The organism is Chitinophaga sp. CF418, assembly GCF_900142925.1.
Lineage (GTDB): Bacteria > Bacteroidota > Bacteroidia > Chitinophagales > Chitinophagaceae > Chitinophaga.
On the sequence record NZ_FRCN01000005.1, the window covers coordinates 287526 to 303325 of the forward strand.

Below are 15800 nucleotides of genomic sequence, written 5' to 3' on the forward strand. Positions count from 1 at the left end.
CAGAGATCATGGACAAAAAACTCATACGCAACGCTTATAAAACTTACTGGCTGGAAAATGGTAAAAGACCCGTTTCCGTGTACACCTTCTGTCAGCAGCTGGATGTACCTGAAACAACCTTTTACGACAGCTATTCCTCTTTTGATACGCTGGAAAAAGACATCTGGCTTTCCTTCTTCCAGGACACCCTGGAAAAGCTGAAGGAAGATGAAATATACCGGAATTATTCCGCCCGCGAAAAACTCCTCACCTTCTACTTTCTCTGGGTACAACAGCTGAAAGAGAACAGAAGTTATATCCTGCAGCAGAAAGACAAATACCTGGTGCCAGGCCTGCACCTGGACAAGCTGGAAGCTTTCCGCATCGCTTTTTACGATTATGTCCGCGAGCTGATCAAAGAAGGTTACCAGACGGGCGAGGTGAAGGAACGTAAATACATCTCTGACCAGTACGTACACGGCTTCTGGCTGCAGGCGCTGTTCGTATTGCGCTACTGGACAAAAGATGACAGTGAACGCTTCGAAATGACAGATGCTGCCATAGAAAAAGCAGTAAACCTCAGCTTCCAGCTGATCAGTTCCAATACGCTTGACAGTATTCTGGATTTCGGAAAATTCATGTTTGCAAGGAAATAAGACAGTATGAAAGAACAGACGAACATCCCTACCGGTAAAGTTGAACGTGCCAGCAAATTTGTAACAACAGGATTGAAAGTAGGTACCAACTACCTCAAACATTATACAAAAAAACTCATAGATCCTTCTATCAGCAGGGAAGAACTCCATGCCGACAATGCCGAAGACATTTATGATACCCTTAGCAACCTGAAAGGAAGCGCACTTAAAGTAGCACAGATGCTCAGTATGGATAAAGGTATGCTGCCTAAAGCCTATACTGAACGCTTTGCCATGTCGCAGTACAGCGCTCCTCCCCTTTCCGGCCCGCTGGTCATTAATACCTTTGTCAAAACACTGGGTAAATCGCCCTCCCAGCTCTATGACCATTTCGATATGCAGGCATCCAATGCCGCCTCCATCGGGCAGGTACATAAAGCCTCCAAATGGAGCAAGGAACTGGCCATAAAGATCCAGTATCCCGGCGTGGCCAATAGCGTAAAATCAGATCTCCGCATCGTCAAACCTTTTGCTATCCGCATCGTGGGTATGAATGAAGTGGATATGGATAAATACTTCGATGAGATAGAAGGCAAACTGCTGGAAGAAACAGACTATAAACTGGAATTGCAACGCTCCATGGAAGTATCGGCCCAATGCGCCCATATTCCCAACCTGATCTTCCCGGGTTACTACCCGGAACTGTCCAGCGACAGGATCATTACCATGGACTGGCTGAAAGGATTCCATCTGAAAGAATTCCTGGAACGTAATCCCTCACAGGAAGTCCGTAACAAGATCGGGCAGGCGCTGTGGGACTTTTACCAGTTCCAGGTACACAAGCTGAAAAAGGTACATGCAGACCCGCATCCCGGCAACTTCCTGATGCGCGATGATGGAACTGTTGGGGTATTCGATTTTGGCTGTATCAAGGAAATACCGGAAGACTTCTACACCAATTACTTCCTGCTGGTGAATAAGGAAGTATTGAAAGACGAAAAGAGGCGCAGGGAGATCTATACCAACCTGGAAATGATCCATCCCAGCGATACAGAAAAAGAAGTGGTTTTCTTCTCCGGTTTATTCCAGAGAATGATTGATATGCTGACCCTTCCCTTTACGCAGGAAGAGTTTGACTTCGGTAATGAAGACTATTTCGCGGAGATCTACGCCTATATGGATTACCTCTACAATCTGAAAGAAGTAAGAGATTCTAAAGTAGCAAGAGGATCCAGGCACTCACTGTATATCAACCGTACTTATTTCGGTTTATATTCCATCCTCAGTGATCTGAAGGCTAAAATAATTACAGGCGATGCACGTATACAGACAATGATGCATTCAGCATAAAAGAGTATTCAATAAAAAAGCCCCCGCTGATAAACGGGGGCTTTTTTATTGAATACTTTCAACACTTATTTTACCGGCACTTCTACGTGAGTCTCATCCCATTCTACTACCACTTTGTTTGCAGGTACGGTGATGGTCAGTTTCTCAACAGGTGCGCTGGTTTTAGTAGCTTTCGCTTTTACTTCCAGTACGTTCTTGTCTTTGATTTTGTCATACTCGTAAGCGCCCCATTGCTTCAGCTCACTATTCAGAATGAATGTCCATTCATTAGCTTCAGGAATAGTGAATAAAGTATAAGTACCCGCTTTTACAGGTTTACCGCCGAAGCTGCCATCTTTAGCAAAGGTGATCTCAGTAGCCTCGTTAGCGCCTAAACGCCATACTTTACCATAAGGTACCAACTCACCGAAAATAACACGGTTTCTTTTGGATGGTTGTCCGTAGGCTATCTTAACATTTTTTCCTTCGGCAGTTACACGTGGGCTTTTAGGTGCTTTATCCTGTGCAGATACAAAACTACAGGTTCCCGCCAGTAATGCGAAAAATAATAGAACGTGTTTCATGGTGTAATTTGTTTTACTGTTCTGAATTTTACGAAAAATATACTTTTTCATTCATAACAGACTTACCATTCATAACAATTCGGCGTTAAAATACGGTAGCGATTCCCGCATTCATTCCTACTTCTTTTTCTCGCAGATATTTCTCAGTTTCGTCAATCCATCCTCCAGTTGCGGGCCAGTCAGTCTGTCTGCCAGGAAACCTCTCAGCTTCCACCAGGGCAGCATTCCCAGATGCGTTTCCAGGCGCCACTGTATAGCAGTTCCCTTTCCATCAACAGAAGGTTTCAGATCAAACGCTGCAGCTACAGGCTTCATGGCATTGAACTCCATGTTATAATAAACTCCTTTCTCCGGTGAACTTTCCCTGATAAGCACTTTGCCCGATACCGGCCTGTCCTGCTGCATACCTGACCAGGTATAAAAAGCCCCCTGACCCGCAGGCGGGTTTGAAAATTCAATCTTCTGAGCTACACCGGGAGCAGCCCATGGATTCCACTCAGGCCAGGTATTCAGGTTATTGATCTCAGCATAAACAGTAGACAGGGGAGCATCTATTACTCCGGAACGTTCAACGATCGCCTTTGAGGGCAGTAACAGGGAAATGAGAAATATCAAAATCCCAAAACAAAGAACACTTAACAATAATAATTTGACGAGACGCATATCTATTTTACTAATTTCTCCAGGTTCTCCAACCCTTTTTCAAAATCCTTTCTTAGCAATTTATCAAGCATCAATCCCCTGATCTTAGCAGCGGGATATCTGCCTACTTCCATCACGATGCCCCATGTTACATGAGTACCTCTACCCGAGGGTTCGAAACGGAAATAACCTTTTGTGGCCTTACTTTCCATGAACTGCATTTCGATTGTAATGTGTTCATATGGCCGGGAAGCCGTAATAGTAACTGAACCTTTGCCTACCTTGCGGTTCCTGCTTATCCATTGATAACCGGCGCCCGTCCCGCTCTTCTTGTCATTGTACGACAGCTTCATCTTGGGATCTACCTGATGCCAGGGAGACCATTTTTCCCAGTTACGTAATATATTCACCTGATCAAAAACGACAGAAAGAGACGCAGGGATGGCCCTGACACGTACTACCTTCACTGTAGCAGGCAGGAACATGCTCACAATGAACAAACCTGGTACCAGCACTCCGAGTGCTCCAAGTATGATAAATAAGGCTTGCATATACAAAAGGTAGGAAAAAATCCAGACTATTCCCTATTCCCACCGGAATGTCCTTACTGCTACGATGTAAACAACCACTCCCCAGAGGGCAATTACACCCAGTTCGAGCCCTACATTCCATAGATGTTGTCCTTCGAAAGCGATCTTGCGGAAGGCATCATTCAGGTAGGTCAGCGGCATAATGCGGCATACCGGCTGCAACCAGGACGGGAAAGCATCCACTGCCACAAAGGTGCCAGCCAGCAGGAACTGCGGTAAGGTAATCACGTTGGCAATGGGAGGTATGGCGCTTTCACTGTTGGCAATGCCGCTTACCACAAATCCAAAGCCCATGAATACGATCACCCCGAAAGCTGTTAGCACCAGCATCTCAAAAAAGGTGCTCCATCCATGTACCAGTGTAAATCCAAAGGCAAAATAACCGATCGCAATGATCAGCACTGCTCCGGCTACCTGGAATATCAGGCGGGCCAGGGCTTCTCCCAATACAATATGGAGCCTGCGGATCGGTGTGGCGAAGAAACGTTTTAATACCAGCGTCTGGCGCAGGCTGAAGAAGAGGAATGCAGTACTGAATACGGCGGCGCTCAACAGGGAAAAGCTGAGCAAGCCGGGCAGGATGAAGTCGATGGTCTTGTAACGACGTCCGGGCAACACCTCTACCGGTTCCAGTTTGGCAACCGAACCCCTCGGATAATAAACGTCATCTGCCTTATAAATGATTCCTGTCAGTATAGTCTTGAATAACGAGATTTTGTCGGCCGCAGCGGTGGAAGTTTGCACCTTCACGTCACAGGCGGGAGCATTTCCCTGGGCCGGCCGGGAAGTAATACGGATTATGGCGGTAATATGCCCTTTTTTCAGCTCATCTTCCATTTCTGCAGCCGGCTTACCGGTTAGCAGTTTGAGGCTTTTCTCACTGGCCAGCTGCCTGTACAGGTAACTGCTGGTATCTGTAGCTGCATCAACCCCTACCTTTACCGAGATGCCGTTATCGCCGATAAAACCAAATACCAGGATGAAAACCAGCGGGAACCCCAGGCTGAAGATTACTGCTGAAGGGCTTCTTACTATTCCTATCAGGCTTGCTTTGGACATGGCTAACAGCGCCTTCCATTGATTATATTTAACCGCCATACTTACTTTAACACTGGTCTATTCTTAAAAAATCGCATAAAACTACTATTGTTTTACCCATTTCCATAAAAAAACCTGCCCTTAGGGGCAGGTTTAATGCTATTTTAAGTCTGTTAGTCTCTTATTACCTGATTTCCATCACATAAGGCAGCTTTGCCTGGATCTCTCCACTCATTTCCTTCAGATGTTTGATCTGCTGGTAAACAGCATACTGATCTCCCAGTTCATTCTTAATGGCAGTCTCCATACGGGCCTCTCCGGCAAAGGATTTCACGAATTTTTCAAATGGTTTCTCTGCTTCAGGATATTCCCTCAACCGGAAACCACTGATCTTCGCCAGTTTCGCGGCGCATTTAATCGCATCGTCAATACCACCGATGCGATCTACCAGTCCCAGTTCTTTTGCCTGTACGCCACTCCATACGCGGCCCTGGGCAATGCTGTCCACTACGGGGCCATTCAGTTTACGGCCTTCCACTACGCGGCCTTTAAAAGTGCTGTAGATGCTGTCAACTGAGTTCTGTATGAATTTCTTTTCAATTTCTGTCAATGGACGGGAAGTATTCCCCAGATCAGCATACTGCGCTGTCTTGACGCCATCGAAGGTCACTCCCAGTTTATTCTTGAAGAATCCCTGGAGGTTTGGTAATACGGCAAAAACACCGATAGAACCTGTCAGCGTGTTCGGCTGTGCAAAAATAGAGTCGGCCATACAGGAAATATAGTAACCGCCGGAAGCTGCATAGTCTCCCATGGACACTACTACCGGCTTGCTCTTTTTAGCCAGTGTCAGCTCTCTCCAGATGGATTCTGAGGCCAGTGCACTACCGCCGGGAGAGTTCACACGGAATACAATCGCTTTTACATCCTTATCCTGTCTTGCCTCGCGGATAAGCTTTACAAAGTGTCCGCTGCTGATAGTCTCGTCCTTTTCACTGTCGCCGCCTACAATACTCCCCTGGGCATAGATGATGGCAATCCTGTTGTCCTCACCTTTGCCGGTGGTTACATCCGTTGCGCTTTCATATTTGGAGAGGGAAATAAAGTTCACCTTCTCATCCCCGCTCAGTCCCAGTCTCGATTTGATCTCATCCATCACCTGGTCGTTATATTTCAGCCCATCTACCAGCTTATATTTCAGTGCATCGGCTGCTTCCTGGATCAGGCCTTCGTTAGCATACCGGTGCAGTGCAACGGTGTCTATTTTCCTGGAAGCCCCTATGTTCTTCAGGAAATTGGCATACAGGTCGCCCAGGTAAGCGTTTGTCTGGATACGGTTAGCCACTGTCATCTGCGTTTCACGCAAAGGCTCGGTAGCACTCTTGAAGCGGCCATCATAAAAGATCTGAGGCTGGATCTCCAGCTTTTCCAGTGTTCCTTTCAGGAAGGTCAGCTGCGTAAAGAAACCGCTGAATTCCAGTCCACCTTTCGGATGCACATACACCCTGTCTGCCAGGGAGGCTACATAGTAGCTCTTCTGGTCCATCACCTCTCCATAGGCATAAATGAACTTACCGGACTGCTTAAACCTCAGCAGTGCGTTACGCAACTCTTCATTGGTGGCAAACCCGTTGGCGTTGTTGTCAGCCTTCAGATAGATCCCTTTTATATCATCGTCAGTTTCTGCATGTCTGATCAGGCGTACCACATCATAGAGCCCCGGGGTTTCTTTTGGCCCCTGGCGCAGTACGGCATTTAGCGGGTCTACAATCTTTTGTTCGGCATAAGGCTGACTGGTTTCCAGTACCAGCACTCCGTTTGGCGATAAGGTAACAACTTCAGGGCTGACTGCCGATTTTATAATCCCCATCAGTATGAACATCCCAAAGAAGATGATCACAATGAAGGCCAGCAGGGTGGCAAAGAAAATTTTAAAGAAACTACGCATTATGGAAGATTTAGTGTAAAAAGACCTACCGGTCGTCTTCTTTTTCCAAAAATAAAGAATATGTATACTTTTGGGCCGTTGAAGATACATGAATAAAGCAATATTACTTATAGGTGGCAATCTGGGAGACCGCACCGGTCATCTCCAACAGGCTGTAGAGCAGATAGATAAGCAGGTGGGCAAGGTGGAAAAAATTTCCGCCCTATACGAAACAGCTGCCTGGGGCCATGTGGAACAGCCGGACTACCTCAACCAGGCCCTCCTGGTGTCAACCGCAATGGATGCACGAACACTGCTGCAAACCGTATTGGCCATAGAGCATAATATCGGCCGCATCCGCCGGCAGAAATGGGGCGCCCGGGTTATCGACATAGATATCATCTTCTACAACGATGCCATCATCAATGAGCCGGATCTGAAAATCCCTCACCCACAGATGCAGTTCAGACAGTTTGTACTGGTTCCCCTCCGGGAGATCATTCCAGACTGGCAGCATCCTGTATTACACCAGTCTGTCAGCACATTGCTTGAAAACACCACAGACAAATTACCCGCCCTAAAATACAACGGCGTAAGTTAAACCATCCACCGGTCCATGAATTATAAATACATCACTATAGAAGGGAATATCGGAGCAGGGAAAACCACCCTGGCTTCCAAACTTGCAGCACATTTCAATGCCAAACTTATCCTGGAGGAGTTTGCCGATAACCCCTTCCTGCCAAAGTTTTACGAAAAGCCCCAGCAATATGCCTTTCCCCTGGAGCTATTCTTCATGGCGGAACGTTACAAACAATTAAAGGACATGCTGCAAATGCAGGACATGTTCAGCAATCTTGTCGTGTCTGACTATCTTTTTATCAAAAGTCTCCTGTTTGCGAAGATCAATCTGAAAGAAGAAGAATATAGCCTTTATCAGAAACTGTTTGATATTATCAACCCGCAGCTGGTACAGCCTGACCTGCTCATTTTTCTCAATGCGCCTGTACCTAAGTTACAACAGAACATCAGGCACCGGAACCGCTCATATGAACAGCAGATAGCTGATGAATACCTCGTTAGCGTGCATGATATGTATATGCAGTACATCCGCCAGCATCCCGTTCGCACACTGATGCTGGATATGACTAAAGTGGACTTTATAAAGAACCCGGCAGATTTTGATAATCTGCTGAAGGCCCTGGATAAGGAATACGAACCAGGCATCCACTACTTATAAAGATTATCTATTCGAAAATAAATAATATTGCTTTGCTCTATAGAACAGGGTGAGCTACATTTGCTATGTCAAAAGGAAACAGCAATATCGTAGATATAACGAACGGCGTTGAAGGACAAAAGGATAGCATAGATAGATAAAGAAAGAAAAATAGATAGGGTAAATAGATAGATAGGATAAATAGATAGATAAGGAGTGATATAATACAGAAGGTTACAGTAGCAATGGAAAACAAGGACTCCGGTAGACATACGCCTGCCGGAGTTTTTTTTTATCTTTCTGCGATAGTGCTCGCCGCTATCCAGCCGCTCGTCCAGGCATGCTGAAAATTAAATCCACCGGTGATCCCATCCACATCCATCACTTCCCCGGCAAAGAATAATCCCGGCGCCAGTTTGCTTTCCATCGTAGCAGGATCAATTTCAGATAACCGGATGCCCCCACAGGTCACAAACTCTTCTTTAAAGGTCGTTTTTCCCTTCACGGGGCAGAGCATTGCGGTCAGGTATTTGATCAGCTTATGCTGCTCCTTTGCCGGCATATCGGCCCAGCGTATGTCTTCTCCTATCCCCGATTGCTGCAGGAAGAACTGCCATAAACGCTGGGGCAGTCCGAATGGGTTCTTATGATGCATTTTCTGCCCTCCCAGAGAGAAGCGCAGTCCCTGTATCTCATCCCTTAGACTGTTTTCATTGAAGGCAGGCAGCCAGTTGATCAATGCCGTGAACTGGTATTGCAATGCCCCCAGTTCACGCGCCCCCCAGGCGGAAAGCCGCAATATGCAAGGACCGCTCATGCCCCAGTGGGTGATGAGCAATGGCCCCTTTTCCTGCAATTTGGTACCTGCTATTTTTACATGCGCTTCTTCCACGCTTACCCCCATCAGGGTGGTAATGGGATTGTCCGGCATATTGAAGGTAAAGAGCGATGGCATGGGCGCCTCTATCTGGTGACCTATGGCCTGTAACCAGGCAAACTTCTCCAGCTGGGCATATCCACCTGCCGCCACACATACAAGGTCGGCTTTCAGTGTGTCACCGTCCTGTAACCGTATTTCCCATCCCTTGCTTCCAGACACCAGCTCACTGACAGCAGCATTCATCCGGATTTTCACACCGTACTTGTCCGCCTCCCTTAACAGGCAGTCAATGATCGTCTGGGAATTGTCCGTCACCGGAAACATCCTACCGTCGGCTTCTGCTTTCAATGCCACTCCCCTTTCCTTAAACCAGGCAATGGTATCCTGTACAAAAAAGCGGCTGAAAGCCTTCTTTACAAAGTGCTGCCCCCTCGGATAGCGTTTTGACATATATGGTATGTCAGGGGCATTATGCGTTACATTACACCTTCCTCCCCCCGAAACCTTCACTTTAGATAAAAGTTTACTGCTTTTTTCTATTAATATGACTTCCAATTGAGTATGAAGGCGTGCAGCATTCACAGCACAGAAAAAACCGGCAGCTCCACCTCCTATAACTACTAATCTCTTGTTTACCATCTTTTTATGTCACTGATTTTTCCAAAATCACAATTCAGCGGCAATAATAAATCAAAGCCGGGAGATTGTAATTTATTAAATACCAATAACATTATTTGTATATATTAATTTTTAGAGCTATTTTGCATATTATAATTTTTGATACTATATTGTTGCAAAATGTTGTTCCACATGCAATCTGTGTTCTCTAAAAAACGAAATAGCTTAAAGTGGCTCCTCCCGGTCTGTCTGCTGGGAATCACGGGCGCCCTTGCGTTTTACCCGGCCGATGAATGGCAGGATAAAATCACTCAAGCCTTGGAACAGTACAGCAAACGCTTCCCCCAGGAAAAGGTTTACCTGCACCTGGATAAGGATTACTACGCCGCCGGGGAAACCATGTGGTTCAAAGCGTATGTTTTGCTACAAGGCCAGCCATCTCTTTCGGCAACCAACCTGTATGTAGAGTTGGTGGATAAATCCGGAACTGTGGTAAATAAAAAATTGATTTCTATCGGTGGTGCTACCGGCTCCGGTGCATTCGAACTGCCGGAAAATTCAAAAGCGGGTCAATACCAGGTACGTGCCTATACCGCGTGGATGCTGAACTTTGACGCGGAATACCTCTTCTACAAAAACATTGAAATATTCGACCCGGCAAAACCAATAGGTCCTACGCCTAAAGCACAGGCTACTGATTTCGCCGTAAACTTCTTCCCGGAAGGTGGTAACCTGATTGCTGGTGTTGCCGGCCGTGTTGCTTTCAAAGCAATCGATCAGCAAGGCTATCCTCAGGAAGTAAATGGTATCATCCAGAATCTGAAGGGAGAAACGGTGGCTTTGGTGAAAACTACCCGCGATGGTATGGGTATGTTCGATCTCACCCCTGCGGCAGGAGAAACTTACAAAGCGCTGATCCAGACAAGCAAAGGCCAGCAGAAAACTGTACTGCTGCCGGTTGTTAAAACAACAGGCGTAGGTCTTAAAGTCTTCAACAAGGGCACCCGTATTTTCTATCAGACCTTACCTGCGACGAAAGATAATCCGATGTACAACAACATGATGATCGTTGCGCAGATGCAGCAGCACATCGTGTACAAAGCGAAACTGAATGCAGCGGAAGGCCAGATGAGCGGCTTTATACCTACCAAAGAACTTCCTTCCGGTATTGTTCAGCTGACCATCTTCAACGCTGAAGGTTTACCACTGGCAGAAAGGCTTGCTTTCGTAAGAAAGAACGACTTCCTGGCACTGAGCCTGCAGAATGTTGCAGTTAACACACAGCCAAGACAGAAAAACACACTGGAAATAAAAATCCCGGACACCATGCTTACCAGCTTGTCCGTTTCCATTACCGATGCTGACAATATCGTGAAAGACCAGGATGAGAACAACATCGTCTCCAACCTGCTCCTTACTTCCGATCTGAAAGGTTACATCGCTAATCCGGCTCAGTACTTCAAAGATACAGAACCAACTACCCTTCAGGGCCTGGACCTGATCATGATGACCAACGGCTGGAGAAGGTTCAGCTGGGAAAAGATCCTCCACAACTTCATGCCTGACGTTAAGTATCCTTACGAACAGGGCTTACTGCTGAGGGGTGTGGCTACCACCAATAAAGGTGCTGCTGCCCTGGCAAATGGTAAAGTGGACTTCATCCTGAAGCAGCCGATCGATACATCTACCGCATTCTCTTCTGTTACTACAAACGATAAAGGTGAATTTGCCATCGACCGTCTGCAGTTTGTAGATACCATCAACGTATTCTACCGCGCTAACGATCCTAACAAAGCATGGAAGGATGTGAGCGTGAAATTCGAACCACACTTCTTCGAGAAAAAAGAAGCGGTAACACTGCCTTATCCGTTCAGAACTACACTGGAAATCGAGAACAGAGTATTAACCACTTACCTCTCCACCGTAGCTGAAAATACTGCAGTAACCAAATCCATCGCTAACAAACCGATCTTCCTGAAAGAGGTGAACGTGCGTGAAAAACGTCTGAACAAAACAGAATCAGTAGAGCAGCGTTATACCACAGGTATGTTCAATGCGGGCGACGGTTATGGATTTGACCTTACCAGGGATGAACCAGGTAGCCTGAGCATCTTCCAGTACCTCCAGTCCAAAGTACCAGGTCTGAGCATTAATCTAACCGATCCTTCCGGACCAGCCCTGAACTGGCGTGGTGGTCCTCCTGTACTGTTCCTGAATGAAATGCCAACCAACATCAGCATGCTGACCAATATCAACATCGGTGATGTAGCCTTCATCAAGGTTTTACGTCCAACCTTCGTAGGTGGGTTCGGTGGTAGCTCCGGCGCCATCGCAGTATACACCAGGAAAGGCGGCGATAGCAAAAATGATGTGGATACACGCGGCTTCGAGAAGTACAGGAAAGGTGGTTATAACATCGTGAAAGAATTCTACGCACCGGATTATACCGTTCGTAAGGAAATTCACATCCTGCAGGATAAAAGGCTGACCCTCTACTGGAATCCAAACCTGATAGCAGACTCCCTGACACATACTGCAAAGATCTCCTTCTACAACAACGACTTCACAAGACGTTTCCGTATAGTAGTAGAAGGTATGGGTGAAGACGGTTCCGTAGGACACACAGAACAATTGTTACAATAGTCATAGTCCCTGGCTGACAAAAAAATAGTCCATAGTTCAACAACTATGGACTATTTTTATTTGTTCCCTACAGGGATCTTCTCAGTACAATCTACAAATAATTATATTATTTTACCCCTTCCGGCTGCTGATCAAGTCCACCTCAAGTCCACCTCAAATCCAGCTGAAAGCCACCCTTACGTCGTGCATAACACAGGCAAACAACCTATCTGTGGCGCTTATGCGGGTAGACACCCATATTTCCTCCCTAAAAAACGGCCCACCTGTTTTAGTACTGTTAAAATAGTACAATATCCCATTTTAATAATGCAATATCCCCTATTCCCAGGTGTATATTAATTACTGGTCTTTCCGCAATAATTACATAACTCAGGTAAATTGTTTTACCACATTACCCATCTTCTAAGCAAGCCGCTACAAAGGCTTTCGAGTAGATATAACGATTGGCCTTATACGTTGTGATAACAATTAAATAGCTCCATCCCTCTGTTAACAAGCGATTAACTAACAGATTAACAGTGCATTAACAGTTCCCTTATTTTTTCGCGGTATGTTTGTATTGATAAAAGCAAAAGCACGTTGTCCTTTACTTCCAGGCCTCTCATACAAAAAGGTGTGAGGGCTTGGGGGTTAAGGGTTCACTTCAGGACAAACTCTAACTCCAGACGATAAATAACAAACACCGCATTTATTTTATATTAAAGCTCATTATGCTACCCTGGGAACATAGCCAAAATACTAGAGGGGGAATAATGTAGATTACTACACATAATATGGCTATCAGTAAATACTGTGGTCAAACAAATCAAAAACCAACTAATAAAAAAAGGTCTCGTTTTCACGAGACCTTTTTCTTTTCTAAATGATATGATGGTTCCGTCAATTCGGCTAGTCTTTCAACTTATGCAGGAATGTAGACAATTTAAACAACAACTCATCCTGTAAACCGGCTCTCAGTTTCGCTTCGTCATCTGTAATGCCCAGACGGCGCATACGCTGATAATAATCGTATGACCCACCTATCAATTCCAGGCATTCTTCAATCTTCTCCCTGATCTCCGCTTCCTTGCTCTTCTTATCATATTCTTTCTTGGAAAGGATTTTCTCAACGAAGTAAAAATTATCCTTCGTTTCTACCCATTTTCCTCTAGACTGGTGCTGCGGTTTATATACTTCCAGGTAGCAGCTATCCAGGTGTAATACTTCACCAAATTCAGACCTTACATCGATGGATGCTGGTCTTCCTTTTTGTGGACTTGCCATCAGTTTCTTGATGAAATGGCTGATCTCCAGACCCAGTTCACCACTGCTCGTGAGAATCTGGTTCAGCTGGGAGAATTCCATTACCATAGTAACACGAAGATAACGGCTGCCTGATTTCAGTTTACCAATGATGCTTGGCATCTGATGCTCGTCAAACAGAATGTCTTCCACCTGTACTTTACTTACTGTACGGTAGTTGGGAGTATACCCTTCTGATGCGGGTGTTGCCTTTTTATTAGCCGTTCTGGAAACGTGCTGTTTAGCAGCATGCTGCACAAAATCATCAATGAACCGCAGATCGTTTTCTTTCAGGCGGTGATACAGTTCATGTGTATTATAATTGACGATCCTGCTGAGCAACAGCACATCGTCCCATACATCAGCATATTGCACCTTTTTGATCTCATCCAGCACATCCGTAGCCACCAGATTCCGGCGGTACAGCAGCTCCCCTATCAGGAAGACTGAATAGTCGTTCACAGGGTAACCCAGTTCCGGTAACAGATCATAGGGACTCCTCTTCTGTTCTTTCGCCTGGTCCAGCTGCTCCATATCAGAAACCACCGGAGCCAGCAGATATTTGCGGGCTGCAGTGCGTAACTTCTTACTCACATGATCAATCAGATGATCATTCACTTCACGCTGGCTGACAAAATCGTGCAGAATCTGCACAAAACGCTTGGACGCAGGCAAGCCGAATTGCAGCAGAATATCATTCTCCATGTCCAGCACACTTGCACCACCCGCGTGTTCCTTGCTGGTTTTAGTCCGCGTCTCCTGCTGCTGACAGCGCTGATAATATTCCTGTAATTTCAGTTTAAGCTTATCCATATATTTATCTTATTAAACAGTTCATTCCTTTAAAACAGCCTTCTCATACCAATTCATGGTCGTCAAAATGGCCTCTTCGGGTATAAAAGTTCCTGTTCCGCTTCCGGATTACGCCGTAAAATGCCTGAAAGACAATTACCGACGCCATCAATAGCGGGCACAATTGCTTGTTTTACAATAAGTTATTCAATGGGAGTAGTATAGCGATCTAATGGGAAGAATGCAAATATACAGTTTTTGAAAGTTTCATCCCAACCTGCTCTGTAATCTAATTGTAAAGCGCTGCTTACTTTAGCACCGTTTTGGCCTTTTCCCAGAGATTAAGGCGGTCGTCATATCCGTTCAGCCCGCCATTAATACGTATGGTCAGCCACTGGAATTTACTGTAAAGCTTGTTTTTATACATGGTGGTCCAGTTATCGGGCTGGTCAGCTACGTCGTTCAGCGTCTTATACACCGTCCAGAACCAACACGCCGAGGCCACGGCATATTGAGGGGTGGCAAGCAGGTCAGGAGCATCCTGGAAGGTCGCTGTATTACCGGTCAGGCCTTTACTGCAATCGTCATAACTGGCCCTGCCTGTCAGCTGGATAAGTCCGCGTCCCCTGAAGCGCCAGCCATCCCCGCTGGACTCCGGGCCATTACCCAGGCGGTTGGCATACACTTTATTAGCGATCATGTCCGGCTTACCGGCATACCGTTGTGCAACGGTCAAGGTAGGAAAATACTTCGGGAATACGGCTACCAAACGGTCCGCGCGGTAATTCAGGTTCTCTGTTACCACACTGAACTGCCCACACTCATGGCCCAGCTGCGCCAGAAAAGCGGCGGCTCTTGCAGGTGTATCAATATGGTAAACAGGCATTGCCTGATTCAGGTAGGGCAGATAGGTCTGGATATTCTGAGCATCGGCTTGCGGCATAATAGCCTGCAGCTGTTCACTGGTGACTGTCATAGGGCTTGATATTGAGATTAACAACACAAATGTAACACTAAACATGCTCTTCCGGCAGCAATTCTGTTGCGCTCACTATTTTTTTTGGAAGGTTAATTTTATACAAATTTCCTACAGGCAGGAGCCGTAGTTTTGCTCACGTGGAAAAAGTAACTATAAGGCCTATACAGCCATCAGACAACAAACATATCGCCCGGATTATCAGGGAGGTTTTAACCGAATTTAAGGCTAATAAACCCGGTACAGCGTATTTTGATACCAGCCTGGATGAACTCCACACTGTATTCATTTTTCCGGATGCCGCTTATTGGGTGATTGAACAGGATGGTAATATTATCGGCGGAGCCGGCATCTATCCTACCAATGGCCTGCCCCCGCATTACTGCGAGCTCGTGAAGCTCTACCTGTTGCCCACAGCAAGGGGTAAAGGACTGGGTAAACAACTGATACAGCAATGTTTTGATGCTGCCAGACAGAACGGATTCACACATATGTACCTGGAAACAATGCCGGAACTCACTTCTGCTATTCCCCTATACGAAAAAATGGGATTCACCTACCTGCAGCAGGCGCTGGGCGCTTCAGGGCATTTCGGATGCAGCGTCTGGATGTCAAAGGAATTATGACCGTTGTATAGAATGCATGGCCTGTATATATACATCTTTCC

General features: G+C 46.0%; 14 protein-coding genes. 6 read left to right on the top strand and 8 right to left on the bottom strand.

Annotated elements, in window-relative coordinates:
- The first annotated feature begins 8 nt into the window (after positions 1–8).
- Both F3I09_RS13550 and F3I09_RS13555 read left to right on the top strand, forming a co-directional pair.
- Positions 9–635 (top strand): TetR family transcriptional regulator C-terminal domain-containing protein, encoded by a 627-nt coding sequence (locus F3I09_RS13550; RefSeq protein ID WP_149695563.1) that lies wholly within the window; start codon positions 9–11, stop codon positions 633–635.
- 6 nt (positions 636–641) lie between these two features.
- Positions 642–1964, top strand: a complete 1323-nt coding sequence (locus F3I09_RS13555; protein ID WP_149695564.1) for an AarF/ABC1/UbiB kinase family protein — start codon at positions 642–644, stop codon at positions 1962–1964.
- Positions 1965–2029: 65 nt separating this feature from the next.
- On the opposite strand, the gene F3I09_RS13560 is transcribed toward F3I09_RS13555, so the two are convergent.
- The 5 genes from F3I09_RS13560 to sppA form a co-directional block, all read right to left on the bottom strand.
- Positions 2030–2527 (bottom strand): DUF2911 domain-containing protein, encoded by a 498-nt coding sequence (locus F3I09_RS13560; RefSeq protein WP_149695565.1) that lies wholly within the window; start codon positions 2525–2527, stop codon positions 2030–2032.
- Between the two features lie 117 nt (positions 2528–2644).
- Positions 2645–3142 (bottom strand): SRPBCC family protein, encoded by a 498-nt coding sequence (locus F3I09_RS13565; RefSeq protein WP_188133801.1) that lies wholly within the window; start codon positions 3140–3142, stop codon positions 2645–2647.
- Positions 3143–3192: 50 nt separating this feature from the next.
- A complete protein-coding gene (locus F3I09_RS13570; RefSeq protein ID WP_149695567.1) occupies positions 3193–3720 on the bottom strand; it encodes an SRPBCC family protein in 528 nt (175 codons plus the stop codon).
- Positions 3721–3753: 33 nt separating this feature from the next.
- Complete coding sequence (locus F3I09_RS13575) at positions 3754–4857, bottom strand: ABC transporter permease (RefSeq protein ID WP_149695568.1); 1104 nt, start codon at positions 4855–4857, stop codon at positions 3754–3756.
- 124 nt (positions 4858–4981) lie between these two features.
- On the bottom strand, positions 4982–6745 hold the full coding sequence (sppA, locus tag F3I09_RS13580; RefSeq protein WP_149695569.1) for a signal peptide peptidase SppA: 1764 nt from the start codon (positions 6743–6745) through the stop codon (positions 4982–4984).
- 88 nt (positions 6746–6833) lie between these two features.
- Between sppA and folK the strand changes: the two genes are divergently transcribed.
- Both folK and F3I09_RS13590 read left to right on the top strand, forming a co-directional pair.
- Positions 6834–7325, top strand: coding sequence for a 2-amino-4-hydroxy-6-hydroxymethyldihydropteridine diphosphokinase (gene folK / locus F3I09_RS13585; RefSeq protein ID WP_149695570.1), 492 nt, complete (start codon positions 6834–6836; stop codon positions 7323–7325).
- 15 nt (positions 7326–7340) lie between these two features.
- Positions 7341–7964 (top strand): deoxynucleoside kinase, encoded by a 624-nt coding sequence (locus tag F3I09_RS13590; RefSeq protein ID WP_149695571.1) that lies wholly within the window; start codon positions 7341–7343, stop codon positions 7962–7964.
- Between the two features lie 271 nt (positions 7965–8235).
- Here F3I09_RS13590 and F3I09_RS13595 read toward each other — a convergent pair whose 3' ends face one another.
- Positions 8236–9462 carry an NAD(P)/FAD-dependent oxidoreductase gene (locus F3I09_RS13595; protein WP_149695572.1) on the bottom strand — a complete coding sequence of 409 codons (1227 nt, stop codon included), beginning with the start codon at positions 9460–9462 and terminating at the stop codon, positions 8236–8238.
- 297 nt (positions 9463–9759) lie between these two features.
- Here F3I09_RS13595 and F3I09_RS13600 point away from each other — a divergent pair, with 297 nt between their 5' ends.
- A complete protein-coding gene (locus F3I09_RS13600) occupies positions 9760–12084 on the top strand; it encodes an MG2 domain-containing protein (RefSeq protein WP_223233235.1) in 2325 nt (774 codons plus the stop codon).
- A gap of 888 nt (positions 12085–12972) precedes the next feature.
- Here the strand turns inward: F3I09_RS13600 and F3I09_RS13605 are convergent.
- Together F3I09_RS13605 and F3I09_RS13610 are read right to left on the bottom strand one after the other, a co-directional pair.
- A complete protein-coding gene (locus tag F3I09_RS13605; protein WP_149695574.1) occupies positions 12973–14178 on the bottom strand; it encodes a hypothetical protein in 1206 nt (401 codons plus the stop codon).
- Between the two features lie 286 nt (positions 14179–14464).
- Complete coding sequence (locus F3I09_RS13610; protein ID WP_149695575.1) at positions 14465–15133, bottom strand: glycoside hydrolase family 19 protein; 669 nt, start codon at positions 15131–15133, stop codon at positions 14465–14467.
- A 140-nt stretch (positions 15134–15273) separates the two neighbouring features.
- Here F3I09_RS13610 and F3I09_RS13615 point away from each other — a divergent pair, with 140 nt between their 5' ends.
- Positions 15274–15759: a GNAT family N-acetyltransferase gene (locus F3I09_RS13615; RefSeq protein ID WP_149695576.1), complete on the top strand. Its 486-nt coding sequence runs from the start codon at positions 15274–15276 to the stop codon at positions 15757–15759.
- The last annotated feature ends 41 nt before the right edge of the window (positions 15760–15800 follow it).